Origin of the sequence: Corallococcus exercitus (genome assembly GCF_042231735.1) — a bacterium.
Classification (GTDB): domain Bacteria; phylum Myxococcota; class Myxococcia; order Myxococcales; family Myxococcaceae; genus Corallococcus; species Corallococcus exercitus_B.
The window spans coordinates 9,327,507-9,352,460 of the sequence record NZ_CP102577.1 but is presented as its reverse complement, the minus strand read 5'-3'; the positions used below and the strand labels follow the sequence as shown (position 1 = coordinate 9,352,460).

Genomic DNA, 24,954 nt, shown 5'->3' with positions numbered 1-24,954 from the left:
GGAACGGCGTTGAACCCGAGCCCCGAAGAAGCCTCCAGCCTGACGGACACGGAAGCGAAGCTGGCGGCGTGGTGGAAGGAGCTGCTGGGCGTGGAGGTCGTGCGCCCGGAGGACCACTTCCTGGAGATTGGCGGCAACTCCCTCATGGCCACGGTCCTGTCCAACCGCATCGAGAGCGAGCTGGGCGTGGAGGTGTCCATGGTGGAGCTGTTCGACACGCTCCGCGCCGTGGCCACGCTGTGCGACGAGCTGCGCCAGGAGCAGACCGCTTGAGTCGAGCCGCCCCTCGAGGGCGGCCCCCTTCCCCGCTTTCCCCCGAGCGCGACATGACGACCGAGCACCCCGGCTCCCCTTCCGCCCCCGCGCCGAAGTCCCCGGCGAGGTCCCGTCGTCGAGCGCCGCCCGTGGTGCCCGTCCCCCGCGACGCGCTGCTGCCGCTCTCCTTCGGGCAGCAGCGGATGTGGTTCATCGAGCAGCTCACGCCCGGGGGCATCTCCTACAACGTCCCGTACTTCGCGCGGCTCACCGGCGCGCTGGACGTCCCCGCGCTGAGGAGGGCGCTGGCCGTGCTGGTGGAGCGGCACGAAGCGCTGCGCACCACCTTCGCCGTGGTGGACGGACAGCCCGTGCAGCACATCGCGCCGTCGCTGTCCCTGCCGCTGCACGTGGAGTCGCTGGAGGAAGTGCCCGCGTCCGAGCGGGAGCAGGCCCTGCGGCAGGTGGCGGAGGCGGAAGCGCGCGAGCCCTTCGACCTGGGCAGGGGGCCGCTGGTGCGCGCGCGGCTCCTGCGCCTGGGGGAGACGGAGCACGTGCTGCTCCTGATGCTGCACCACATCAGCTGCGACGGCTGGTCGCTCACGGTGATGGAGCGGGAGCTTCAAGCGCTCTACGCGGCCTTCCGCGCCGGCACGACGCCCGCGCTGCTCGCGCTGCCCGCGCTGCCCGTGCAGTACGCCGACCACGCGGTGTGGCAGCGGCAGTGGCTCCAGGGCGAGCACCTGACGCAACAGCTGGAGTGGTGGCGGGGGCAGCTCACGGGAGCGTCCCCCGCGCTGGAGCTGCCCACGGACCGGCCCCGGCCCGCCGTGCAGTCCACGCGCGGCGCGGTGCATCGCCACGCGCTTCCGCCGGCGCTGGGGAAGGCGCTGGAGGCGCTGTGCCGCAAGCAGGGTGTGACGCTGTTCATGGCGCTGCTGGGCGGCATGCACCTGCTGCTCGCGCGGCTCAGCGGACAGGACGACATCGTCATCGGGTCGCCCATCTCCGGCCGCACGCGCCAGGAGGTGGAGCCGCTCATCGGCTTCTTCATCAACACGCTGCCGCTGCGCTTGCAGGGTGAAGGCTCGCTCGGCTTCGGGGAGCTGCTGCGCCGCGTGCGCAAGACGTGCCTGGACGCGTACGCGCACCAGGAGGTGCCCTTCGAGCAGCTGGTGGACGCGCTCCAGCCCGAGCGCGACCTGAGCCGCCCGCCGCTGTTCCAGGTGTTCTTCACGCTCCAGCACTCGGCCGTGCCCGCGCTGGAGCTGGAGGGCCTGAAGACGTCCGAGCTGGACTTCGAGCCGGGCGTGTCGCGCATGGACCTCACCGTCTTCCTGCGCGAGACGCCGGAAGGGCTCGTGGGGCTCTGGGAGTACAGCACCGACCTCTTCGACGCGGCCACGGTGGCGCGCTTCGCGGAGCACTACACGCGCCTCTTGGAGGCCGCGGTCGCGGAGCCGGAGCGCCCCGTGGCCACGCTGCCGTTGATCAGCGAAACGGAGCGCCGCCGCCTGCTCGACCTGGGCACGGGAGCCGCAGTCCCCTACCCGCGCGAGGCGTCCCTGCCCGCCCTCTTCGCGGAGCAGGCCGCGCGCACCCCCGGCGCGGTCGCCCTGGAGGCCGGAGGCCAGCGGCTCACGTACGCGGAGGTGGAGGCGCGGGCCAACCAGCTCGCGCACCACCTGCGTGGCCAGGGCGTGAGCCTGGGGACACCGGTAGGGCTGTGCGCGAGCCGGTCGCTGGAGATGGTCGTGGCGACGCTCGCCATCCTCAAGGCGGGGGGCGCGTACGTCCCGCTGGATCCGTCCTATCCCCCCGAGCGCCTGGAGCTCATGGCGCGCGACGCACGCATCGCCGTGCTCCTGGTGGAGCCGGGCCGTGAATCCGCGCTGAAGGGCCTGGCCTCGCGGGTCGTGGGGCTCGACCCGTCCTGGCGGACCTTCGCGCACCAGCCGGAGTCCGCGCCACGGGTGCACATCCCGGCCGATGCGCTCGCATACGTCATGTACACGTCCGGGAGCACCGGGCGGCCCAAGGGCGTGGGCGTTCCCCACCGGGCCGTGGCGCGGCTGGTAAAGGGCGTGTCCTACGTGCGGTTCGGCCCCGAGGACGTCGTCCTCCAGCTGGCCACCACGTCGTTCGACGCCGCGACGCTGGAGCTGTGGGGCGCGCTGCTCCATGGCGCGAAGCTGTTCCTCTACCCGCCGGTGACGCCGTCGCTGGAGGAGCTGGAAGCGACGCTGGTGCGCGAGCGCATCAGCGTGATGTTCCTCACCACCGCGTTCTTCGAGCAGATGGCGCTGAACCGGCCCGCGGCGCTCGCGCGGGTGGAGCAGGTCCTCACCGGAGGCGACGTCCTGTCCCCGCTGGCGGCGCGCAAGCTGCTGGACGCGGGCCGCGCGGTCGTCAACGGCTACGGCCCCACGGAGAACACCACCTTCTCCGCCACGTATCAGGTGAAGCGGGACCTGGATGCGCGGATGCCCGTGCCCATTGGCCGCGCGCTGGAGAACTCCCAGGCGCTGGTGCTGGACGCGCGCCTGGAACCCGTGCCGCCCGGCGTGGTGGGCGACCTGTACGTGGGAGGCGACGGCCTCGCGTGGGGCTACCTGGACCGGCCGGACCTCACCGCGGACCGCTTCGTGCCCCACCCCTTCAGCGAGGTCCCCGGCGCCCGGCTGTACCGCACGGGAGACCGTGCGCGATGGCTGCCTTCCGGCGAGCTGGCGTTCATGGGACGCGCGGACACGCAGGTGAAGCTGCGCGGGTTCCGCATCGAGCTGGGAGAGATTGAAACCGCCCTGCGCCACCTGCCCGGCGTGGAGGACGCCGTCGCGGAGGTGCGCGAGTACGCCCCCGGCGACAAGCGGCTGGTGGCGTGGGTGGCCGGCACGGACGTGGACGTGAGCGCGCTGCGCCCGCGCCTGTCCGCGCGGCTGCCCGCGCCGCTGGTGCCGGCCGCCTTCGTGAAGCTGGACCGGCTGCCGCTGACGCCCGTGGGCAAGGTGGACCGCAAGGCGCTCGTCACGCCCGTGGGTGACACGCTCGCGGACGACGCCTACGTGGCGCCGGTCACCGCGACGGAGACGGCGGTGGCGGAGGTCTGGGCCGCGCTCCTGGGCCGCACGCGCGTGGGCACGCAGGACTCCTTCTTCGAGCTGGGTGGACACTCGCTGCTCGCCACGCAGGTCGTCTCCCGGCTGCGCGAGACGTTCGGGGTGGACCTGTCGGTGCGGGTCCTGTTCGAGGCCCCCACCATCACCAGCCTCGCCGCGCGCATCGATGCGCTGCGGCTGGCCAGCAGCCGGATCCAGTCGCTCCCGCTGGTTCCCGGCCCCCGCGAAGGATGGCTGCCACAGTCGTTCGCGCAGCAGCGGCTGTGGTTCATCTCGCAGCTCGACACGCTGGGCTTCTCCTACAACGTGCCCATGGTCACCCGGCTGCGGGGCGCGCTGGACGCGGACGCGCTGGAGCGGAGCCTCGCGCAGGTCATCCGCCGTCACGACGTCCTGCGCACCACGTTCGACGAAGTGGATGGGCAGCCGGTGCAGCGCATCGGGCCGGCCTGGGACTTCGCGCTGACGAGGGAGGACGTGGAGCCCGCGAAGCTCGCGGAGCGGCTCTCGGAAGAGGCACGGCGCTCGTTCGACCTGCGGCGCGGTCCGCTGATGCGCGGGCTGCTCCTGCGCGTCGCGGACGACGACCACGTGTTGATGCTCGTCATCCACCACATCGCCTTCGACGGGTGGTCCGTCGACGTGCTCCAGCGCGAGCTGAACGCGCTCTACCCCGCGCGGGGGCAGGACACGCTGCCGCCCCTGCCCCTGCAGTACGTGGACTACGCACGGTGGCAGCGCGAGTCGTTCCAGGGAGACGAGCTGGAGGATCAGCTCACCTGGTGGCGGCAGGAGCTGGCGGGAGCCCCCTCCGTGCTGGACCTGCCCACCGACAGGCCGCGTCCCCCCGTGCAGACCTTCGAGGGCGCGAACTTCGAGGTGCGACTGCCCCAGCCTCTCCATGGCGCGCTCCAAAGCCTGGGGCAGCGTGAGGGCGCCACGCTGTTCATGACGCTGCTAGCCGGGTTCCAGGCCCTGCTCGCGCGCTACAGCGGCCAGGAGGACGTGGTGGTCGGCTCGCCCATCTCCGGCCGCAATCGCCGGGAGGTGGAAGGACTCATCGGATTCTTCGTCAACACGCTCGCGCTGCGCGCGGACGTCTCCGGTTCGCGCTCGTTCCGTCAGCTGCTGCGCAGCGTGCGGGAGCGCTGCCTGGGCGCCTTCGCGCATCAGGACCTGCCGTTCGAACAGCTCGTGGACGCGCTCAAGCCGCCGCGCGACCTGAGCCGGACGCCGCTGGTGCAAACGATGTTCGTCCTCCAGCGGGCCGCGACGCCGCTGTCCCTGCCGGGGCTCGCGGTGGAGGACTTGCCGTTCCAGTCGGGCGTCTCCCGCTTCGACCTCATGCTGTTCATGCGGCAGACGCCGCAAGGGCTCGTCGCCTACTGGGAATACAACACCGCCCTCTTCGAGGAGGCGACCCTCGCCCGGATGGCCGGGCACTACGTGCGGCTGCTCGAAGGCGTCACCTCGAACCCCGAGCAACCGCTGGCGGACCTGCCGCTGCTGTCGCGGGAGGAACGCGAGCAGGTCCTGGTCGCGTGGAACCAGCGGGAGGAACGGCTCCCCGCATCCGGGTTGATCCACGTCTGGGTGGAGGCGCAGGTCGCACGGACACCGGAAGCCGTCGCGGTCACGAACGGGACGGAGGCCCTGACGTACGCCCAGCTGGATGCACGCGCGAATCAGCTCGCGCACCACCTCATCGCCCTGGGCGTCACGCCGGGAAGTTCCGTCGGGCTGTGCCTGGAGCGCTCCAGCCTGGACATGCCCGTCGCGGTCCTCGCCTCCCTCAAGGCGGGCGCGGCCTATGTCCCGTTCGATCCGCACTATCCAGCGGAGCGCCTGGCCCTGATGGTGGAGGACACGCGCGCTCCCGTGGTCCTCGCACATGCCGGCTTCACAAAGGCCCTGCCGCCGGACACCTCCGCACGCATCGTGACGATGGAGGCCGAGGCCGCTTCAATCGCCTCGCGTCCTACGGCGTCTCCAGGCGTGAGGCTGTCACCCGAAGCGGTCTGCTACGTCGTCTTCACCTCCGGCAGCACGGGGCGCCCCAAGGGCATCGCCATGTCCCACCGGGGCATCGGCAACATGCTTGCGTGGCAGGTCCGCCGCGCGGTCCGCGCCGAAGCCACGACGCTCCAGTTCGCCTCGCTCAACTTCGACGTCTCCTTCCAGGAGATCTTCGGCACCTGGTGCATCGGTGGCCGTCTGCTCCTCAGCGCTGCGGACCTGCGTCGGGATCCGCAAGCCCTGCTGCGCTACCTCACGCAGCACCGCGTGGAACGCCTCTTCCTCCCCTTCGTCGCGCTCCAATCGCTGAGCGAAGCAGCGCGCACAGCAATGGAGCTGCCTCCGCTCAACGAGGTCATCACCGCGGGCGAACAGCTCCAGGTCACGCCCGCGCTCGTCGCCCTCTTCAAGCGGATGCCCGGCTGCGTCCTGGAAAACCAGTACGGCCCCTCCGAAACCCATGCGGTCTCCGCCTGGCGCGCGTCGGGGCCTCCGAGCACCTGGCCCGCGCTGCCTCCGGTGGGAACGCCGCTGCCCTCGGTCCAGGTCTACGTGCTGGATCCGCGCCGCGAGCCCTGCCCCGTCGGCGTGCCGGGCGAGGTGTACGTGGGCGGAGAAGGACTCGCGCACGGCTACCACGGCCGGCCCGACCTCACCGCGGAGCGCTTCATCCCCTCGCCCTTCAGCTCCACGCCAGGTGCGCGCCTCTACCGCACGGGTGACAAGGCCCGCTGGCTCGCGGATGGGCAGCTGGAGTTCCTGGGCCGCCTGGACGGCCAGGTGAAGCTGCGCGGCTTCCGCGTCGAGCTGGGTGAAGTGGAGTCCGCCCTGCGCGCCCTGTCCGACGTGCGGGACGTCGTCGCCGTGGTGCGCGAGGACACGCCCGGCTTCAAGCGGCTGGTGGCCTACGTGGTCCAACCCGAGGCGACCTTCTCACCGGAGGGCCTGAGGCAGGCCCTGGCGCGACGGCTGCCAGAGCACATGGTGCCGTCGGCCCTGGTGCGCCTGGATGCCCTGCCCCTGGGCCCGAGCGGCAAGGTGAACCGCAACGGCCTGCCCGCCCCCACGGACGAGGCAGCGTCCGACGCCGGGTTCCAGGCGCCCATGACGGCGGTGGAGAAGGTGATCGCCGACATCTGGGCGTCCCTGCTCGTGGTGCCGCGCGTGGGGTTGCAGGACCACTTCTTCGAGCTGGGCGGGCACTCGTTGCTCGCCACGCAGGTGGTCTCCCGGCTGCGGGAGGCGTTCCAGGTGGACCTGTCCCTGCGCGTCCTCTTCGAGGCGCCCACCGTCGCGCAGCTCGCCGCGCGGTTGGAGGAGCAGCTGCACGGCGCGAACCGGAAGGCCGTCCCGCCGCTGGTGCCCCAGCTTCGCGGCGAGCTCGTGCCCCAGTCGTTCTCCCAGCAGCGGCTGTGGTTCGTCTCGCAGCTGGACACCAGCGCGCACGCCTACAACCTGCCCCTGGTCACCCGGCTCCGGGGACGGCTGGACACGCCCGCACTGGAGGACGCGCTCAACGCCCTCATCCGGCGTCACGAGGTCCTGCGCACCACGTTCGACGAAGTGGACGGCCAGCCGGTGCAACGCATCGGGCCCGCGTGGACGCTCACGCTGAAGCAGGGGGACGTGAACCCGGATGTTCCGCTCCAGCGCCAGGTGGAGGCCGAAGCGCACGTGCCGTTCGACCTGCGGCGCGGCCCCCTGTTCCGGGCCACGCTGCTGCGGGTGGCGGAGGAGGATCAGGTCCTCGTCCTCAACTTCCATCACACTGTCTTCGACGGTTGGTCCATCGCCGTGCTCCAGCGGGAGCTGGATGCGCTCTACCTCGCCCGGCTCCAGGGCACCGAGGCCGCGCTCCCGCCCATGACCGTCCAGTACGCGGACCACGCGCTGTGGCAGCGCGCCTGGTTGCAGGGAGACGTGCTGGAGGAACAGGTGGCGTGGTGGCGCGAGCAGCTCGCGGGGGCGCCGCCCGTGCTGGACCTGCCCACCGACAAGCCGCGTCCCCCCGTGCAGACCTTCCAGGGTGCGTACTTCAAGGTCCCGCTGCCGGACGCGCTGACCCGTGCCCTCGTCGCCATGGGGCAGCGTGAGGGCACCACGCTGTTCATGACGCTGCTGGCGGGGTTCCAGGCCCTGCTCGCGCGCTACAGCGGACAGGACGACATCGTCGTCGGCTCGCCCATCTCCGGACGCAACCGCCGTGAGGTCGAAGGGCTCATCGGCTTCTTCGTCAACACGCTCGCGCTGCGCGCGGACGTCACCGGCTCGCGTTCGTTCCGGCACCTGCTGCGCAGCGTGCGTGAGGGGTGCCTGGGCGCCTTCGCCCATCAGGACCTCCCGTTCGAACAGCTCGTGGACGCGCTCAAGCCGCCGCGCGACCTGAGCCGTGCGCCGCTGGTCCAGGCCCTCTTCGTCCTGCAACAGGCGGCCGTCCCCTTCTCGTTGCCGGGCCTCCACGCGGACGACGTCCCGTTCCAGACGGGCGTCTCCCGCTTCGACCTCATGCTCTTCGTCCGCGAGTCGGAGCAGGGCCTGACGGCGTTCTGGGAGTTCAACACCGCCCTCTTCGAGGCAACGACTGTCGTCCGGATGGCCGGGCACTACGTGCGGCTGCTCGAGGGCGCGGTCCGTCATCCCGAGCAGCCCCTGGCCGCCCTGCCGCTCCTCTCCGAGGAGGAGCGGCGTCAGGTCGTCGTGAAGTGGAACGCCTCGACGGACCTCTCCTTCGAGCCCGGGCTCATGCACCGCTGGGTGGAAGCGCAGGTCGCGCGGACACCGGAAGCCGTCGCGGTCACGAACGGGACCGAGGCCCTGACGTACACCCAGCTGGATGCACGCGCGAATCAGCTCGCGCACCACCTCCGCTCGCTGGGCGTCACGCCGGGAGGTTCCGTCGGGCTGTGCCTGGAGCGCTCCAGCCTGGACATGCCTGTCGCCGTCCTCGCCTCCCTCAAGGCGGGCGCGGCCTATGTCCCGCTGGATCCGAACTACCCCGTGGAGCGTCTGGCGCTGATGGTGGAGGACACGCGCGCGCCCGTGGTCCTCGCGCATGAGGGCTTCGTGCAGGCCCTGCCGCCAGACACCTCCGCGCGCATCGTGACGATGGAGGCGGAGGCTGCTTCACTCGCCTCGCGGCCTACGTCCTCCCCGAACGTGGAGCTGTCTCCCGAAGCTGTCTGCTACGTCGTCTTCACCTCCGGTAGCACCGGCCGGCCCAAGGGCATCGCCATGTCCCACCGGGGCATCGGCAACATGCTCGCGTGGCAGCTCAAGCGCGCCGTGCGGGCCGAAGCCACGACGCTCCAGTTCGCCTCGCTCAACTTCGACGTCTCCTTCCAGGAGATCTTCGGCACGTGGTGCATCGGTGGCCGTCTGCTCCTCAGCGCCGCGGACCTGCGTCGGGATCCCCAGGCACTGCTGCGCTACCTCACCCGGCACCGGGTGGAGCGCCTCTTCCTCCCCTTCGTCGCGCTCCAATCGCTGAGCGACGCGGCGCGCACCGCGACGGAGCTGCCTCCGCTCAACGAGGTCATCACCGCGGGCGAACAGCTCCAGGTCACGCCCGCGCTCGTCGCCCTCTTCAAGCGGCTGCCCGGCTGTGTCCTGGAGAACCAGTACGGTCCATCGGAGACGCATGCCGTCAGCGCGTGGCGTGCCTCCGGGCCTTCGAGCACCTGGCCCGCGCTGCCTCCAGTAGGGACACCGCTGACCAACGTCCAGGCCTACGTCCTGGATGCACGCGGGAACCCGTGTCCCATTGGCGTCCCGGGAGAGGTGTACGTGGGCGGAGACGGACTCGCGCACGGCTATCAAGGCCGGCCGGACCTCACCGCGGAGCGCTTTGTTCCGTCACCCTTCAGCGCCACGCCGGGAGCGCGCCTCTACCGCACGGGCGACAAGGCCCGCTGGCTCGCGGACGGGCAGCTGGAGTTCATGGGCCGCCTGGACGGCCAGGTGAAGCTGCGTGGCTTCCGCGTCGAACTGGGCGAGGTGGAGTCCGCCCTGCGCGCCCTGCCCGACGTGCGGGACGTGGTCGTCATGGTCCGTGAGGACACACCCGGCTTCAAGCGGCTGGTGGCGTACGTGGTGCCGCAGCCCGAAGCGACCTTCTCACCGGAGGCCCTGAGACAAGCACTGGCGCGACGGCTGCCGGAGTACATGGTGCCGTCGGCCCTGGTGCGCATGGACGCGCTGCCCCTGACCCCCAGTGGCAAGGTGAACCGCAACGGCCTGCCCGTTCCCACGGAAGAGGCCATCCCGGGCACGGCCTACGTGGCCCCGGTCTCCGCGGTGGAGAAGCTCATCGCGGACATCTGGGCACCGCTGCTGGGTGTGCCGCGCGTGGGCACGCATGACCACTTCTTCGAGCTGGGCGGACACTCGCTGCTCGCGACCCAGGTGGCCTCGCGGCTGCGCGAGTCCCTCCAGCTGGAGCTGCCGGTGCGCGTGCTCTTCGAGGCCCCGACGCTCGGGGAGCTGGCCGCGCGCATCGAAGCCCTGCGCCAGGAGGCCCGTCCGCTCCACGCACCGCCCCTGGTGCGACTGGAGGCCGGAGACTTCGCGCCGCAGTCCTTCCCGCAGCAGCGGCTGTGGTTCATCGACGCGCTCACCCCGGGCGGGTTCGCCTTCAACGTCCCCGTGTTCATCCGGTGCCAGGGGCCGCTCGACGTGGCCGCGCTGGAGCGCTCGGTCGCGGCGCTCATCGACCGCCACGAAGCCCTGCGCACGGTGTTCGCGGAGCAGGACGGCCAGCCCGTGCAGCGCGTCCTCCCCCCGGGTCCCTTCTCCCTCGCCTTCGAGCGGCTGGAGGACGTGCCACCCCAGGAGCGCGACACCGTCCTGCGCCAGCGGGCCGAGGAGCGGATGCGCCACGTCTTCGACCTGCGCTCGGGCCCGCTCTTCACGGCGACCCTGCTGCGGCTGGACGCGGAGGACCACGCGCTCTTCCTGCTCATGCACCACATCATCACGGACGGCTGGTCCACGGACGTGCTGGGGCGCGAGCTGGGCCTCCTCTACGACGCCTTCACCCGGGACCAGACGCCCCACCTGCCGGCCCTGCCCATCCGGTACACGGACTACGCCCGCTGGCAGCGCGCGACGTTGCAGGGCGAAGCGCTCCAGGCGCAGCTCGCCTGGTGGAAGCGGCACCTGGACGGTGCCCCCCGCGCGCTGGAGCTGCCCACGGACCGGCCGCGTCCGCCCGTGCAGGCCCAGGCGGGCAAGGCCGTCGTCGTGCGAGTCCCCGCCGCGGTGGACGCCGCCGTGCGCGAGCTGTGTCACCAGCAGGGCGTCACGTCCTTCATGGCGCTGCTCGCGGGCTTCCAGGCCCTGATGTCGCGCTACAGCGGCCAGGAGGACGTGGTGGTCGGCTCGCCCATCTCCGGCCGCAACCACCGCGAGGTGGAAGGCCTCATCGGCTTCTTCGTCAACGCCCTGCCCCTGCGCGTGAAGGTCTCCGGCACCGAGTCCTTCCAGTCCCTCCTGGGCCGCGTGCGCGAGACGTGCCTGGGCGCCTACGCGCACCAGGAGGTGCCCTTCGAGCAGCTGGTGGACGCGCTCCAGACGCCGCGCGACCTGAGCCGCACGCCGGTGTTCCAGGCCGTGTTCGCGTTCTTCAAGGACTTCCCCGCCATCCCCCTGCGCGGGCTGGAGACGGCGCCGGTGCAATTCGATCCGGGGCTCGCGAAGCACGACCTCACCCTCTTCATGCGCGAGTCCGCCACCGGGTTGCTGACGCACTGGGAATACAACACCGCCCTCTTCGACGCAGCGACGGTGGAGCGCATGGCGGGGCACTACCTGCGCCTGCTGGAGCAGGTGACGCGAAGCCCGGAGCGGCCGCTCGCGTCGCTGTCGCTGCTGACGGAGGCGGAGCGCCAGCAGCTCCTCGTCGCATGGAACGACACCGCGCTCGACGTGCCCCAGGACCTGCGGGTGCCCGCGCGCATCGCGGAGCAGGCGCGGCTGCGTCCGGAGGCGCTGGCACTCGCGAGCGACGGGCAGCGGCTGACATTCGGGGAGCTGGAGGCCCGGTCGAACCGGCTCGCGCACCTGCTGCGCGCGCAGGGCGTGGGGCCGGAGCGCGTGGTCGCGGTGTGCATGGACCGCACGCCCGGCTACGTGTGGGGCGCGCTGGGCGTCCTCAAGGCGGGCGGGGCCTACCTGCCCATGGACCTGACGTGGCCGGAGGCCTGGTGGCGGCACGTGCTCACGGACAGCGGCGCGCGCATCGTCGTCACGCGGCAGGCCTTCGCCTCGCGCTTCGAGGGATGCGGAGTGCGCGTGCTCTGCCTGGACGTGGAGCCCCCGCTGGAGGCGCAGCCGGCCACCCCACCCGGAGTGACACTGCACGAGGAGGCGCTGGCGTACGTCATCTACACGTCCGGCAGCACCGGCCGGCCCAAGGGGGTCGGGGTGTCGCACGGCACGCTGGCGAACCTCGTCATGGGGCTCGGCACGGCGGCGAGGATTGCTCCGGGAGACCGGGCCACGCTGCTGACGGGGCTCGCGTTCGACGCGACCGTCTTCGAGACCTGGCCGTCGCTCTCGCACGGCGCCAGCCTCCACCTGCCCTCGGACGAGGTGCGTGCGGAGCCCGCGCGGCTGGTGCGGTGGCTCGCGACAGAGGAGATCACGCTCACCACCCTGCCCACGCCCATGGCGGAGGCAGCGCTGGAGCAGCCCTGGCCCTCCGGCATGCCGCTGCGCCGGGTGCACGTGGCTGGAGACGTGCTGCACCGCCGCCCGGGGCCCTCCGTCCCGGGCCAGTGGCTCAACTGCTACGGCCCCACGGAGAACACCGTCATCGCGACCTCCGGCGTCGTGAAGCCCGAAGCCCCCGAGGGCCTGCTGCCACCCATTGGAAGCCCGGAGCCGAACGTGCGCGTGTATGTGCTGGATGGCACGCGACAGCCCGTGCCGGTGGGGCTGTGGGGCGAGCTGTTCCTGGGAGGCGCCCAGGTGGCTCGCGGCTACCTGGGCCAGCCCGCGCTCACGGCGGAGCGCTTCGGACCGGATCCGTTCTCCCGCGAGCCCGGCGCGCGCCTGTACCGCACGGGGGACGTGGTGCGGTGGCTCGCGGACGGCACGCTGGAGTTCCGGGGCCGCGCGGACTCGCAGGTGAAGGTGAGAGGCTTCCGCATCGAGCTGGGCGAGGTGGAGGCCGCGCTGCTCGCGCAACCCCAGGTGAAGGAGGCGGTGGCGCTGGCGCGCGAGGACGTTCCGGGCCAGCGGAGGCTGGTCGCGTACCTGGTGCTTCGCGAAGGGGCTTCGTTCACGGTGGACGCGCTGCGGGCCACGCTGCGCCGGTCGCTCGCGGAGCACGCGGTGCCCTCGGCGTTCGTGGTGATGGAGCGGCTGCCCCTCACCCCGAACGGCAAGCTGGACCGCAAGGCCCTGCCCGCGCCGGACGTGCACCGCCCCGAATTGAGCGAGGACTACCGCGTCCCCGAGGCCGGGCTGGAGCAGACGCTGGCCGCGCTCTGGGCCGGAGTCCTGGGGGTGGAGCGCGTGGGCGCGAGCGACAACTTCTTCGACCTGGGAGGCAACTCGCTGCTGCTCCAGTCGGTGCACGCGAAGCTGGAGGCGCTGGTGGGCCGCAAGGTCCCGCTGGTGACGCTCTTCCAGTACCCCACGGTGCGCGCGCTCGCCGGGCACCTGTCGCCGCCGAAGGACGCGCCGCCGGTGGCCGCTCCCGCGCCCGCGCAGGACCCGGGCACGCAGCGGCGGGACAACCTGCGGCGCATGGCCCAGCGGCGGGGCCGGCCCGGCTCCAGCTGAGTCAAGGAAGGAAGGCCGCCAGCTTCGCGCCCAGCCCCTCGGCGTTCTCCCCCGTGAGCATGGACTGGTGGTCGCCGGGCACGGACTCCACGCGGAGCACCGCGCCCGAGTCCAGCCACTCGAGCTCCACGTGCTTCGGCATGTGCTCGATGACGGTGGACGCACGGAAGAACTGGAGGGTGCCGCCCTCGAAGCGGGGCATGAGGTATTCGCGCAGGGCGTTCATGTTCGCCTCCCAGACGCGCGCGTAGCGCCGCTGCTGCTCCGGATCCGCGAAGGCGGGCCCCTGCACGAAGCCCACCCCGCCTGCCCGCGCGTGAGCGATGTCCCCGGGCCCAGGCGTATCGAGCATCGCGCACAGCGGCACCGCCTGCCCCTCTGCCGTCAGCCGCCGGGCCATCTCGTAGACCACCGCGCCGCCGAACGACGCGCCCACCAGCAGGTACGGCCCCGTGGGCTGCAACGCGCGCACGCCTTCCAGGTAGGCCGTCGCCATCTCATCGACGGACGTGTGCAGCGGCCCGTCGGGCTCCAGGCCCCGGGACTCGAAGGCATAGGCGGTCCGCTCCGCGTCGATGGCACGCGCCAGGTCCCGGTAGAACACCGCCTGGCCGCCGGCCGCGTGCACGAAGAAGAGGGGCGGACCGCGAGTGCCCTGCTGGAGCAGCGCCATGCCCGGCGGCAGGGACGGGGCGTTCTCCCGGCCCCCCAGCTTGCGCGCCAGCAGCTCCACCGTGGGCGCGGTGAGCATCTCCTTCAGCGCGAGCCGCTTGCCGAAGCGCTCGGAGATCATCGCGAGCAGCCGGAGCGCGACCAACGAGTCACCGCCCAGCGCGAAGAAGTCATCGTGGATGCCCACGTCCTCCAGGCGGAACAGCGTCTGGAAGCACTCGACGAGGGTCTTCTCCGTGGCGTCGCGAGGGGCCACGCGCTCACCACGACGGACGACACGTCCCTTCGGCTTCGAGGGCACGGTCGCCTTCGCCCGGGCTGACATGGCGTCGCGGGAGACGGGACCCGGCGCGGCGGCGTCCAGGCTGTAGTGCTCACGGTCGAAGCTGTAGGTCGGCAGGTCCACGCGCCGGCGCCGCTCGCCGTCCCGGATGCGCTCCCAGTCCACGTCCACGCCCGTGGCCCAGGCTTCACCCAGCGCGGACAGGGCACTTCCGGGCGCATCGCCCTTCGTCGGAAGGGTGGCCAGCACGGGCTGCGTCTTGCGCGCCGGATGCTGCCGCGCGAGCGCGGTGAGCGTCGTGCCCGGCCCCACTTCAATCAACGCCCGGTCCCCGGACTCCAGCAGGCAGCCCAGCGCATCGGAGAAGCGGACAGTGTGCCGCAGGTGGCGGACCCAGTAATCCGGCGACGTCGCCTCGCGCTCCTGGAGCCACCGGCCGGTGAGGCTGGACACGACAGGGAGCGAGGGCGCGCGAAGCTTCACGCGGGCCACCTCCCGCGCGAAGCCCTCCAGGTACGGCTCCAGCATGGAGGAGTGCGCGGCGCGCGCGTAGCGCACCCGCTTGTGCTCGATGCCCCGCGCCGTCAGCGCCTGCTCCGCGGCCTCCAGCTCCGGCAGCGGCCCGGAGAGGACACAGGTCTCCGGGCCGTTGATGGCCGCCACCGACACGGCGGGCCCCACGAGCTCCGTGACCTGCTCCACGGGCGCGAGCACGGACAGCATGCCGCCCAGGGGCATCGCCTCCATCAACCGCCCCCGAGCGACGACGAGGCCCAGCGCCTCCTCCAGCGTGAACACGCCCGCGAGGCACGCGGCCACGTATTCGCCAAGCGAGTGCCCCAGCAGCGCCTCCGGCTTCACGCCCCACGACAGCCACAGCTGCGCGAGCGCCCAGTCGCACACGAACAGCGCGGGCTGGGACCACAGCGGCCGGTCCAGCTCACGGGCCGCGGCATCGAAGCGCTCGGGACCGGCGAAGAGGACTTCACGCAGGTCGGCGCCCAGGGGCCCACGAAGCCACTCCGCGCACGTATCGATGGCCGCACGGAACGCGGGCTCGCGGAGGAACGCCTCGCCCATGTTCACCCGCTGCGCACCACCGCCCGGGAACAGGAAGGCCACGCCGCGAGCCTCGCCCTCGTCGAACACGGTGCGGATCCGCGAGGACGCGCCCTCACCGGGAGGTGACTGCCCATCCAGGAGCGCAGCCACATCTTCACCGTGGCGGACCACGACGAAGCGGCGCCACGGAAAGCGAGCACGTCCCACCTGCAACGTATGCGCGACGTCCGCAAGCCAGGCGCCCGAAGCGGATGGCTCGCGTGAAGCGGAGCCATCATCCACCGGGGCCGCCCCCTTCACCGCGCCCGCCCCCGCACGAGAGGCCACCGCTACGGTCCCCACGCGCGAGGAGTCCATCCGCGCATCCGGTGCCGAGTGCTCACGCAAGCGCTCCGCGAGCGCCGAGGTCATCCGCTCCAGCGCCCCCTCCGTCTTCGCGGACAGCAGCAGCACCTCTTCCCCGCGCCGGGGTGCATCCGTCTCCGGAAGGGCCGGCGCCTCCTGCAACACCACGTGCGCGTTCGTCCCGCCAATCCCCAGCGCCGTCACCCCCGCGCGCAGCGGCAGCGGCCCCTCCCACGCACGCACGCTCCCCACCACCTGGAAGGGACTGCCCTCCAGCTCCAGCATCGGATGCGGCTTCGTGAAGTTCAGCGTCGGGGGCAGCGTCCGGTGCTCCATCGACAGCACCGTCTTGATGACCCCCGCCACGCCCGCCGCCGCGTCCAGGTGCCCGAAGTTGCTCTTCACCGCCCCCAGCCCGCACGCCCCTGGCGGAGCCCCCTGGAACGCCTGCTTGAGCGCCGCGACCTCGATGGGGTCTCCCAGCGCCGTCGCCGTCCCGTGCGCCTCCACGTAGGACACGTCCGACGGGGACACGCCCGCCACCGACAGCGCCTCGCGGATCACCGCCGTCTGCCCCTGCACCGACGGCGCCGCGAACCCCGTCTTCGCCCCGCCGTCGTTGTTCAGCGCCGTGCCCAGCACGATGGCGCGGATGGAGTCCCCGTCCGCCACCGCGTCCGCCAGCCGCTTGAGCACCAGCACGCCCACGCCGTTGCCCACCGCCGTGCCCGCGGCATTCACGTCGAACGGACGGCAGCGCCCGTCCGGCGCCAGGATGCCGCCCTCCTGGTTGCGGTGCGCGCCCAGCTGCGGCGTCCGGATGGACACGCCCCCCGCGAGCGCCATGTCGCACTCGCCCGCGAGCAGCGACTGACACGCCAGATGCAGCGCCACCAGCGACGTGGAACACGCCGACTGCACCGTCATCGCCGGGCCCGTCAGGTCCAGCTCGTACGACACCCGCGTGGCCAGGAAGTCCCCCGACACCCCCAGCGACGCCGCCAGCCCTCCGGACGCGTCCCGCCCTCCGTACGTCGTGAAGCCCGCCCCCGCGTACACCGCCGCCCGCATCGGCCGGCCCCGGGGCGCGTACCCCGCGGCCTCCATCGCCGCCCACGCGCACTCCAGGAGCGCCCGGTGCTGCGGATCCATCTGCTCCGCCTCGCTCGGCGAGTACCCGAAGAACGCCGCGTCGAAGGCTTCCGCCTCCTCCAGCACCCCCGCCGCGGTGATCCACTCGTCACCCTGCGGCAGCCCCAGCCGGGCCCGCCCCGCCGCGTCAAGCCGGGTGATGGAGTCCACCCCGCCCACCAGGTTGCGCCAGTACTGGCGCGCGTCCTCCGCCCCCGGAAAGCGCAGCGCCAGCCCCACCACCGCCACCGCCATGGGCGCGTCCTGCTCCCCGGCGACCGCTCCGGCCTCGTTCGCGTCGTCCATGCCGGCCAGACTGCCAAAGAAGCCCGGAACCGGGGGAAGCACGAAGCCCGCCTGCCTGCCCTGGCGCTGTCAGACTTGACGCGGTAGTTCTATTTTCCTCAATTTACGGCCATTCAAGCATTCCCAGAGGAGCCCACCGTGAGCACACAGAGCGCCGTCCCCTCGCCCATGGAGTCGCGGCTGGCCGGGTACTGGCAGGAGCTGCTGGGCGTGGACGCCGTGCGGCCGGAGGACCACTTCCTGGAGGTCGGGGGCAATTCCCTCCTGGCCACGATGCTGGCCAACCGCATCGAGGACGACCTGGGCCTCCAGGTGGGCATGGTGGACCTGTTCAACACGCTGAGCGCGGTGGCGGCCGTCTGCGAGCGCCTCCAGCAGGAGACCCAGGCCACCGGCTGACCTGAGGGGCGCTGCGTGGCCGCAAGACGACGGGCCGGGCGGGTGGACGGGGCTTGCCTCTTTTCCGCCTGCCCCCGGTTGGGCTAGCAGGGGGGCCATGCCCATCCTCGCCCTCGTCCGTCATGGTCAGTCCCTCTGGAATCACGAGAACCGCTTCACCGGCTTCGTGGACGTGCCCCTCACCGAGCAGGGCCGCAACGAGGCCCGCAAGGCCGCCGACGCCCTCCAGGGCCTGAAGTTCGACATCGCCTACACCTCCGCGCTGAGCCGGGCGCAGCAGACGCTGGCCATCCTGCTGGAGACGCTGGGGCAGAACCCGCCCGTCATCCGCGACGCGGCCCTCAACGAGCGCCACTACGGCGACCTGCAGGGCCTCAACAAGGCGGACGCCGCCAAGGAGTTCGGCGAGAAGCAGGTCCACATCTGGCGCCGCTCCTTCGACATCCCGCCCCCCAACGGCGAGTCCCTGGAGATGACCGCCAAGCGCGTGCTGCCCTTCTACGACCGCGCCATCGCGGGCGACCTGCGCCAGGGCAAGAACGTGCTCGTCGTGGCGCACGGCAACTCCAACCGCTCGCTGGTGATGCGCCTGGACAAGCTGTCCGGTGAGACCGTGGTGGGCCTGGAGCTCGCCACCGGCGTGCCGCTCGTCTACGAGATTGGCGCCGACGGCCAGGTCGTCTCCAAGCGCGGCTGAAGCCCGCCCGCGGGGACCGCCGCCGGTGCTTCCGGGGGATGTTCGGGAGGGGGGCTTGAATGAGCGCCCCTCCGTCCCGTCAGATGGGACGAAGTACGAACACCCCCAAGGATGCACACCATGAAGGCCCTGACCCTCGCCGTCGTCCTGCTCTCCTCCGCCGCCTCGCTGGCCCAGACCACGCCGCGCGCGGAGGAGTCGGTCAACGTCAACGCCGCAGGCACCTCGGAGTTCCGCCGCGCACCGCCCCCGGGCCACTCCACGCCCCGCCCGATGCCGCAGCCGCTGCCGCCCCCGCCGCCCGCGCGCAACCTGGCCGTGGTCGACCGCGAGCAGGTGGAGCGCCGCATCGACCGGCTGGAGAACGCGCTGCGCGACGCGATGTCCCGGACGAAGGACGCCAAGGGCCGCGAGAGCATCCGCGCCGCGATGGAGCAGCTGGACAAGCTGAGCGAGTACGTGGACGAGGCCGCGCCCTACGGCACGGGCCTGCCGCCCCCGGTGGTCAACCATCCGGCGCCGATGCCGCCCCCGCCGCCGGTGGTGCGCCCCATCGCGGACGCGCAGTTCCGCGGCATCACCCAGGCGATGCTCCGTGAGGCCTTCCCGCGCGAGAAGCTGCGCATCCTCTCGCAGGTGGCGACGAACGAGAACTTCCTCGTGACGCACATCATGTCAGTGCTGGGGCAGTTCTCCTTCTCCAACGACAAGCTGGAGGTGGTGCGCCTGATGCGGCCCACGCTGCTGGACCCGCAGAACGGCTACCAGCTGTACCAGGCGTTCCCCTTCTCCAGCGACAAGGAGAAGCTCCAGGCCATCCTGGACGGCGGCGGGCGCTACTAGCCTTCCGTCGTCAGAGGGAGAGCGCGGACCAGATGGCCCGCGCCTCCGGCGAGTCCACGGTGGCATGGACGCTGGCCACCACCCGTCCTTCGGCATCCAGCGCCAGGACGTAGGGTGTGTCGCTGGAGGCAAGCCCCAGCGCCTTCGCCATGCCGCCGTTCTTGTCCAGCCAGGTGTCCTTCCAGAAGTCCTGGGGCACCTGGCCCTTCGCCTTGCCCCGCGCCGCGCCCTCGCTGACGAAGAACGGCAGCTTGAGGGTGATGAGCGACTGGCGGTGCACGGACTCCGCCACGTGCCGGTCCGCCTCCGCGAACCACCCGCGCATCCGCTCGCCCGCGTCCTTGTCGGTGATGATCACCAGCAACGTGGGGCGCCCCTTCAGCTCCCCGCTCGCGTGAGCGCCGGACGTCAAGTCCCGCGCGGAGAACTCCGGCAGCGGCTCCCCCTTGGGAGGCAGCGCGAACGCGCCCGGGGCCGTGAGCAGCGCTCCGGCCAGCACCAGTCCCCCCAGCGTGGAGCGTCCCCACCGCGAGCCTCCAGGTCGGTGTGTCATGGGAGGACAGGTGTCCACGGGCCCGCCGGTCACCAAGCGGCCGGGATGCCTGCGCACGTCAGGCTGCCTGCTTTGCCTGGATATCCGGTAGCGTGGGGTCCCCCCTTACCCCCCGTACCGGGAGTCCCCCCTTGAGAACCGTTTCCCTCGCCCTGCTCCTGCTGCCCCTGACGGGCGGCGCGGCCGTGAAGAGCGTCTCCACCGCGGCCCAGCTCCAGACCGCGCTTTCGTCCGCGAAGGCCGGTGATGAGATCGTCCTGGAGGACGGCACGTACGCCTTCAGCGTGAACCTCACCTGCGCGGCGGAGGGCACGCAGGCCGCGCCCATCATCGTGCGCGCGAAGAACCGCCATGCGGCGCTCATCCGCTTCAACGCGTCGGAGGGCTTCAAGGTGTCCGGCCGCTACTGGACCTTCGACGGGCTCACCGTGGAGGGCGTCTGCTCCAACGACCAGACCTGCGAGCACGCCTTCCACGTCACCGGCCACGCGGAGAACTTCGTCCTGCGCAACAGCCGCGTGCGCGACTTCAACTCGCAGCTCAAGGCGAACGCGACGCAGAACGGCAGCGGCGTCTGGGAGATGCCCCACCGCGGCCTCATCGAGAACAACGAAATCTACGACACGCACGCGCGCGCGACGAACACGCCCGTCAACAAGCTGAACATCGACACGGGCGATGACTGGGTGGTCCGCGACAACGAACTGCACGACTTCTCCAAGAAGGGCGGCATCTCCTACGGCGCATTCATGAAGAGCGGCGGCAAGCGCGGCCTCTTCGAGCGCAACCGCGTCCTCTGTGTGAAGGACGCCCCCGCCGGGGACACGCGCATCGGCCTGTCCTTCGGCGGTGGCGGCACCGGCAACCAGTACTGCGCGCCGGCCTTCGACCCCAACGTGCCGTGCTCGCCGGAGCACACGGACGGAATCATCCGCAATAACATCGTGGCGAACTGCTCGGACGCCGCCGTGTACCTGAACAAGGCCGCGAACACGCGCGTGCTGTTCAACACGTTCGTCGGCAACGGGCTGGGCGTGGACTTCCGCTACGCCGCGTCCACCGGCCAGGCCACCGGCAACGTGATGGCGAGTTCCGTCCGCAACCGCGAAGGCTCCACCGGCACCTTCACCGCGAACCGGACGGGCGTGGCCAACGCCACCTTCGAATCCTGGTACGTGGCGCCGCTCAAGGGCGACCTGACGCTCAAGGGTGACGTGTCGTCGCTCATCGGCGCGGCCCCGAGGAACGCGTTGGCGACGGAGGACTTCTGCAGGCGTCCCCGGCCCGCCTCGGCCACGCTGGGCGCGCTGGAGCACTCGCTGGGCAACTGCACCCCGGGCACCGGCGGGGGCACGGACGGAGGCACCGGCGGCGGCACGGACGCGGGCACCGGCACCGGTGGCACGGACGCGGGCACCGGCAGCGGCGGCGGCACGGACGCGGGCACCAGCCTGGACGCGGGCACGGGCGGCATCATCCCGGACGCGGGTTCCGGGCCGGAGGAGGAAGCGCCCGGCGACGACGATGAGGATGGCGGTTGCAGCGCGAGCCCCGGCCTGCTGCCCGCGCTCCTCGCCCTGCTCGCACCGCTGGCCCTGCGCCGGCGCGCCCGCCGTTAGCGAAGGCGCGTCTTGAGGAGGCCGGCGCTCCGGCCTCCTCGCGGCACCCGCGTCAGAACGCGGTGGAGACGAACAGGCCCGGGCGGATGGCCAGGATGCCGCCCGCCACGAGCGCCAGCGACACCAGCGTGCCCACCAGCACGGGCACGTAGCCGGGCACGGGCCGAGGCCCGCCGGACGCGGTGGCCTCGCCGCTGGCCTTCAGGCGCCGGCGCGTGGCGCCCAGGGGGCCCTGGATGGCTCCCACCGCCAGGACCATCATCACGATGTGCCCGATGAGCGCCGGGTAGTACCCGCGCGTCACCAGCACCGCGATGCCCACGAGCACCTGCAGCTGCAGCAGGCCGGAGTAGGACGCGCCGATGATGCGCCCCACCTTGTCGAACGGGCGCTTCGTGGCGACCGCGAACGCGAAGAACGCGAGCGCGATGACGCCGGACAGCAGCACCAGGTAGCGAAGGCCCGAGTGGAGATGGAAGAAGAAGGTCATGGGCGCGAGGGTTTAGCACCCGCCGGGCGGGACGCGACGTTTCCGCGAGCTACGACGGGTCCGGCTTGGGCGTGCGCTTCGTGCTGGGAGGCAGGGGCGGCGCGGAGATGCGCTCGGCGGGCGGCAGCTCGCCCGTGAGGCTCTTGAGGAAGGCCACCAGGTCGTCCACCTCGCCGTCCGTCAGCGTGCGGCCCAGCTGGTAGCGGCCCATCAGGCGCACCATGGTGGGCAGGTCCTTCACGCTGCCGTCATGCAGGTACGGCCCGGTCATCTCCACGTTGCGCAGCGTGGGCACGCGGAAGTAGCCCCGGTCGTCCTCGTTCTTCGTCGCGTCGAAGCGGCCCGCGTCGGTGAGCGCCGGGTACGCCTCCACCAGCCCCAGCTTCTGGAACGACGCGCCGCCCACCGCCGGGCCGTTGTGGCACGTGGTGCAGCCGGTGGTGACGAACGCCTCCAGGCCGCGCTGCTCCTGCGCGGAGAGGGCCGAGTGCTCGCCCGCGAGGAAGCGGTCGAAGCGCGACGGCGTGGTGAGCGTGCGCTCGAAGGCGGCCAGCGCCCGGGCCGCGTTCGCCAGCGTGACGGGCTTGCCGCCCTTCGGGAAGGCGGCGCGGAAGCGGCTGGCGTACTCGGGCATGGAGGACAGCGTGGCCTCGACGCGCTTCGCGTCCGGCATGGCCATCTCCACGGGGTTCATCATCGGCCCTTCGGCCTGGGCCTCCAGCGTGGCGGCGCGGCCGTCCCAGAACTGCGCGATGTGGTGGGCCGCGTTGTAGACGGTGGGCGAGTTGCGCGTGCCCTTCTGCCCCTTGTGCCCGTCCGACAGCGCCTTGTTGTCCACGCCGAAGGTGGTGAGGCCGTGGCAGCTGTTGCAGGACACGTCGTGGTTCTTCGACAGCCGGGGCTCGTGGAAGAGCATGCGGCCCAGGGCCACCTGCGCCTCGGTGTCCGTGGGCAGCGGCGCCTGGTTGCGAGGCGCCTGGAAGAAGTGCGCCGCCAGCTTCGCCACCGCCGCGGCGTCCGGCGCCGCGGGCTTCGCGGCCGGGGCCTGCGCCGTCACCGGAGCGGGCGCGGAAGGCTTCGCCTCCGGAGCCGTGCCGGAGGAGCGCTCACAGCCCGCGAGCGCGCCCAGCGCAGACAGGGTGAACCCGAGCAGCAGTCGATTTCGCGTCATGAGCAGAGCCTCCCGTCAGCGGCACGATACGGGCGCACCGTACCAGTGCTCCAGGCGGCTGGCTTCGGGACGGAACGTCGCACCCACGTTCCGGGCTTTCCCATGCCATCAGTCCCATAGCGCCTGTCCGGACAGCGGCCGGGCGGACACGGAACGGGGGCGCTGCGGAACAATCCCGCCACCGCTACCCCTTCTTCTTCAAGGTCCCGGCGGCGTGCCGGGGACGCGGACCGGCGCATCCGCCTGGAAGCGGGGCGCCACGGAGGACGGCGGATGCAGGACGACGACACGGGCGGCAATGGGCGGGAGGTGGACGTGCTCGTCTGCCGCAAGTGCCTGACCAAGAGCGCCCGCGGTGGCGGACAGGACCTGCCGCGCTGGCTTCAAGGGGAGCTCGCCGAGCGGGGGCTCGCCGGGCAGGTGCGCATCACCCCCACGGGCTGCATGAACCAGTGCCCGCGCCGGCAGGTCACCGTGCTCGTCTCCGACACCGATGATCCCGAAGGCCGCATGCTGCTGGTGGAGCCCCGGCTGCAGCGCGACCTGCTGCTGAAGTTCGTGGAGCGCCGCGCGCGTCCGGACGCGCCCGCCGCCACGCCCGGCGACGACGCTCCTGGGCGGGGGCAGGAGCACCTCGGTGATGAACCGGTCCACGAGGAACGCGGCCAGTAGCCCGGTGGCGGTGCCGGCGGCGTCCCACGCCAGGTCCTTCACGGAGAAGACGCTGCCGCGAGCGCGGTCGTAGACCTCCTTGCCCAGCCCCACGCCCAATCCCAGCCCCACGCCGGTGAGCGCCCGCGCGCCCGTCGAATCGAAGAGGGCCGCGCCCGCGCCGTAGCCCACGCCCGTGGCGGCGGCACACGCCGCGAAGTGTCTGGGCTTGTCGCCGCCAAACCAGTCATCGCCGGACGCGGCGCGGGAGGAGGCAGGGACGGCGAGGAGCGCGAGGCCAGCGAGCGCGGCACGAGGGGACATGCATCCATCCTGTAGCATTCCCCGCACGAGGACGGGACCTGGGCCGAGAGTGAAATCCGGGGGTGTTTTCACGCCTGCCGACCCCCACGGCTGGTGCGTTTTGGAGACGGAGCCCGCAGGTGGGCTTATGCTCGACTGGCTTTGAAAGGCTTCGGTCCCTCGCTCAGCTTCCGGCAGGCCCGTCACCCCGCGCTCGATGGCGCGCGGGGGGTGGCCGTGCTCGCCATGGTGATGGGTCACACGCTGGACGCGCTGCTGGCGCCCGCCTTCCGGGACCATCCGTGGGTCCAGGAGTACTGGAAGCTGCGGGGCATCACCGCGCCGCTGTTCCTGCTGGTGAGCGGCTGGGCGGTGGTGATGGCGCTGGGCACGAAGCCGGGCGCCGCGAAGGACTCCTTTGGCCGCCGGTTCCGCCGCGCGCTGTTGCTGTTGTTCCTGGGCTACCTGTTGCACTGGCCGGGCTGGGGCGCGGTGCGCGACCTGGGCTTCAGCGACGCCATGCTGAGCAAGGTCTTCCAGTTCGACGCGCTCCAGTGCATCGGCGCGTCCCTGATGCTGGGCGCGATGGCGCTGGTGGTGACGCCGCACCGGGGCGCCCGGGCGCTGCTCCTGGGCGGGCTGGCGGTGGGCATCCCCCTGGCGAGCGCCGGGATGTGGCACGCGGGCGCGCACCTGCCGGTGCCGCTGCAGCAGTTCATCGGCAACGGAGAGGGCAGCCGCTTCCCGTTCTTCCCCTGGGCGGGCTTCTTCTTCGCGGGCGCGTTCGCCGCGCACGGGCTGCACCTGTTGAAGCCGGGCCTGGCGCAGGGCTTCGCGCTGCTCGCGCTGGGCGGAGCGCTGCTGGCGCTCACCCGCCAGGTGCCCATCGAGTGGACGCCCACCAGCCCCACGATGGTGCTGTACCGCGTGGCGCAGGGCCTGCTCGTGCTGGGCGTCGTGAACCTGCTGCCTCAGCGGGTGAGCGGCCTGCTCGCGCCGCTGGGACGGCTGTCGCTGTGGATCTACGTGCTGCACCTGCCGGTGGTGTACGGCTGGGCGGACATCGCGGGGCTCGCACATCGCATCGGCCCCCGGCTGGGCATGGCGGCGGCGCTGGGCGTGTCCGTGGCGCTGCTGATGGGCTGCTACCTCGTCGCCCGCGTGGGGCGCTGGGTGCGTGAGCAGGCCCGTCCCTGGCGAGCGGGCTCCACGACGCTGGGCGCCAGCGTCGGCACCGCGCGCCTGGGCCAGTAG

Annotated in this window: 12 protein-coding genes; 7 read left to right on the top strand and 5 right to left on the bottom strand. The window is 72.0% G+C overall.

Going from position 1 to position 24,954, the window contains the following annotated elements; translation table 11 throughout:
- Positions 1 to 9: 9 nt before the first annotated feature.
- Both NR792_RS37725 and NR792_RS37720 read left to right on the top strand, forming a co-directional pair.
- A complete protein-coding gene (locus tag NR792_RS37725; RefSeq protein WP_375757523.1) occupies positions 10 to 273 on the top strand; it encodes a phosphopantetheine-binding protein in 264 nt (87 codons plus the stop codon).
- A gap of 53 nt (positions 274 to 326) precedes the next feature.
- Positions 327 to 13,175 (top strand): non-ribosomal peptide synthase/polyketide synthase, encoded by a 12,849-nt coding sequence (locus NR792_RS37720; RefSeq protein WP_375757522.1) that lies wholly within the window; start codon positions 327 to 329, stop codon positions 13,173 to 13,175.
- A gap of 1 nt (position 13,176) precedes the next feature.
- Here NR792_RS37720 and NR792_RS37715 read toward each other — a convergent pair whose 3' ends face one another.
- Positions 13,177 to 17,016: a type I polyketide synthase gene (locus NR792_RS37715; protein WP_375757521.1), complete on the bottom strand. Its 3,840-nt coding sequence runs from the start codon at positions 17,014 to 17,016 to the stop codon at positions 13,177 to 13,179.
- A gap of 96 nt (positions 17,017 to 17,112) precedes the next feature.
- Here NR792_RS37715 and NR792_RS37710 point away from each other — a divergent pair, with 96 nt between their 5' ends.
- The 3 genes from NR792_RS37710 (at position 17,113) to NR792_RS37700 (ending at position 18,913) form a co-directional block, all read left to right on the top strand.
- Entirely contained in the window at positions 17,113 to 17,373 is a 261-nt protein-coding gene (locus tag NR792_RS37710; RefSeq protein WP_171422241.1) for a phosphopantetheine-binding protein, read from the top strand.
- 97 nt (positions 17,374 to 17,470) lie between these two features.
- Positions 17,471 to 18,070, top strand: a complete 600-nt coding sequence (locus tag NR792_RS37705; RefSeq protein ID WP_375757520.1) for a 2,3-diphosphoglycerate-dependent phosphoglycerate mutase — start codon at positions 17,471 to 17,473, stop codon at positions 18,068 to 18,070.
- Positions 18,071 to 18,190: 120 nt separating this feature from the next.
- Positions 18,191 to 18,913 (top strand): DUF4476 domain-containing protein, encoded by a 723-nt coding sequence (locus NR792_RS37700; protein WP_375757519.1) that lies wholly within the window; start codon positions 18,191 to 18,193, stop codon positions 18,911 to 18,913.
- Positions 18,914 to 18,923: 10 nt separating this feature from the next.
- Here NR792_RS37700 and NR792_RS37695 read toward each other — a convergent pair whose 3' ends face one another.
- The gene (locus NR792_RS37695) at positions 18,924 to 19,466 is read right to left on the bottom strand and encodes a hypothetical protein (protein ID WP_375757518.1); all 543 of its coding nucleotides are present in this window, start codon (positions 19,464 to 19,466) and stop codon (positions 18,924 to 18,926) included.
- Positions 19,467 to 19,597: 131 nt separating this feature from the next.
- Here NR792_RS37695 and NR792_RS37690 point away from each other — a divergent pair, with 131 nt between their 5' ends.
- Entirely contained in the window at positions 19,598 to 21,085 is a 1,488-nt protein-coding gene (locus NR792_RS37690) for a chondroitinase-B domain-containing protein (protein WP_375757517.1), read from the top strand.
- Positions 21,086 to 21,137: 52 nt separating this feature from the next.
- Here the strand turns inward: NR792_RS37690 and NR792_RS37685 are convergent, their stop codons facing one another.
- The 3 genes from NR792_RS37685 to NR792_RS37675 all read right to left on the bottom strand — a co-directional run bounded on the left by NR792_RS37685 (position 21,138) and on the right by NR792_RS37675 (position 23,721).
- On the bottom strand, positions 21,138 to 21,575 hold the full coding sequence (locus NR792_RS37685) for a hypothetical protein (protein WP_375757516.1): 438 nt from the start codon (positions 21,573 to 21,575) through the stop codon (positions 21,138 to 21,140).
- A 49-nt stretch (positions 21,576 to 21,624) separates the two neighbouring features.
- Positions 21,625 to 22,746: a cytochrome-c peroxidase gene (locus NR792_RS37680; protein ID WP_375757515.1), complete on the bottom strand. Its 1,122-nt coding sequence runs from the start codon at positions 22,744 to 22,746 to the stop codon at positions 21,625 to 21,627.
- A 198-nt stretch (positions 22,747 to 22,944) separates the two neighbouring features.
- Positions 22,945 to 23,721, bottom strand: coding sequence for a hypothetical protein (locus tag NR792_RS37675; protein WP_375757514.1), 777 nt, complete (start codon positions 23,719 to 23,721; stop codon positions 22,945 to 22,947).
- Between the two features lie 210 nt (positions 23,722 to 23,931).
- Between NR792_RS37675 and NR792_RS37670 the strand changes: the two genes are divergently transcribed.
- Positions 23,932 to 24,954 carry an acyltransferase family protein gene (locus NR792_RS37670; protein WP_375757513.1) on the top strand — a complete coding sequence of 341 codons (1,023 nt, stop codon included), beginning with the start codon at positions 23,932 to 23,934 and terminating at the stop codon, positions 24,952 to 24,954.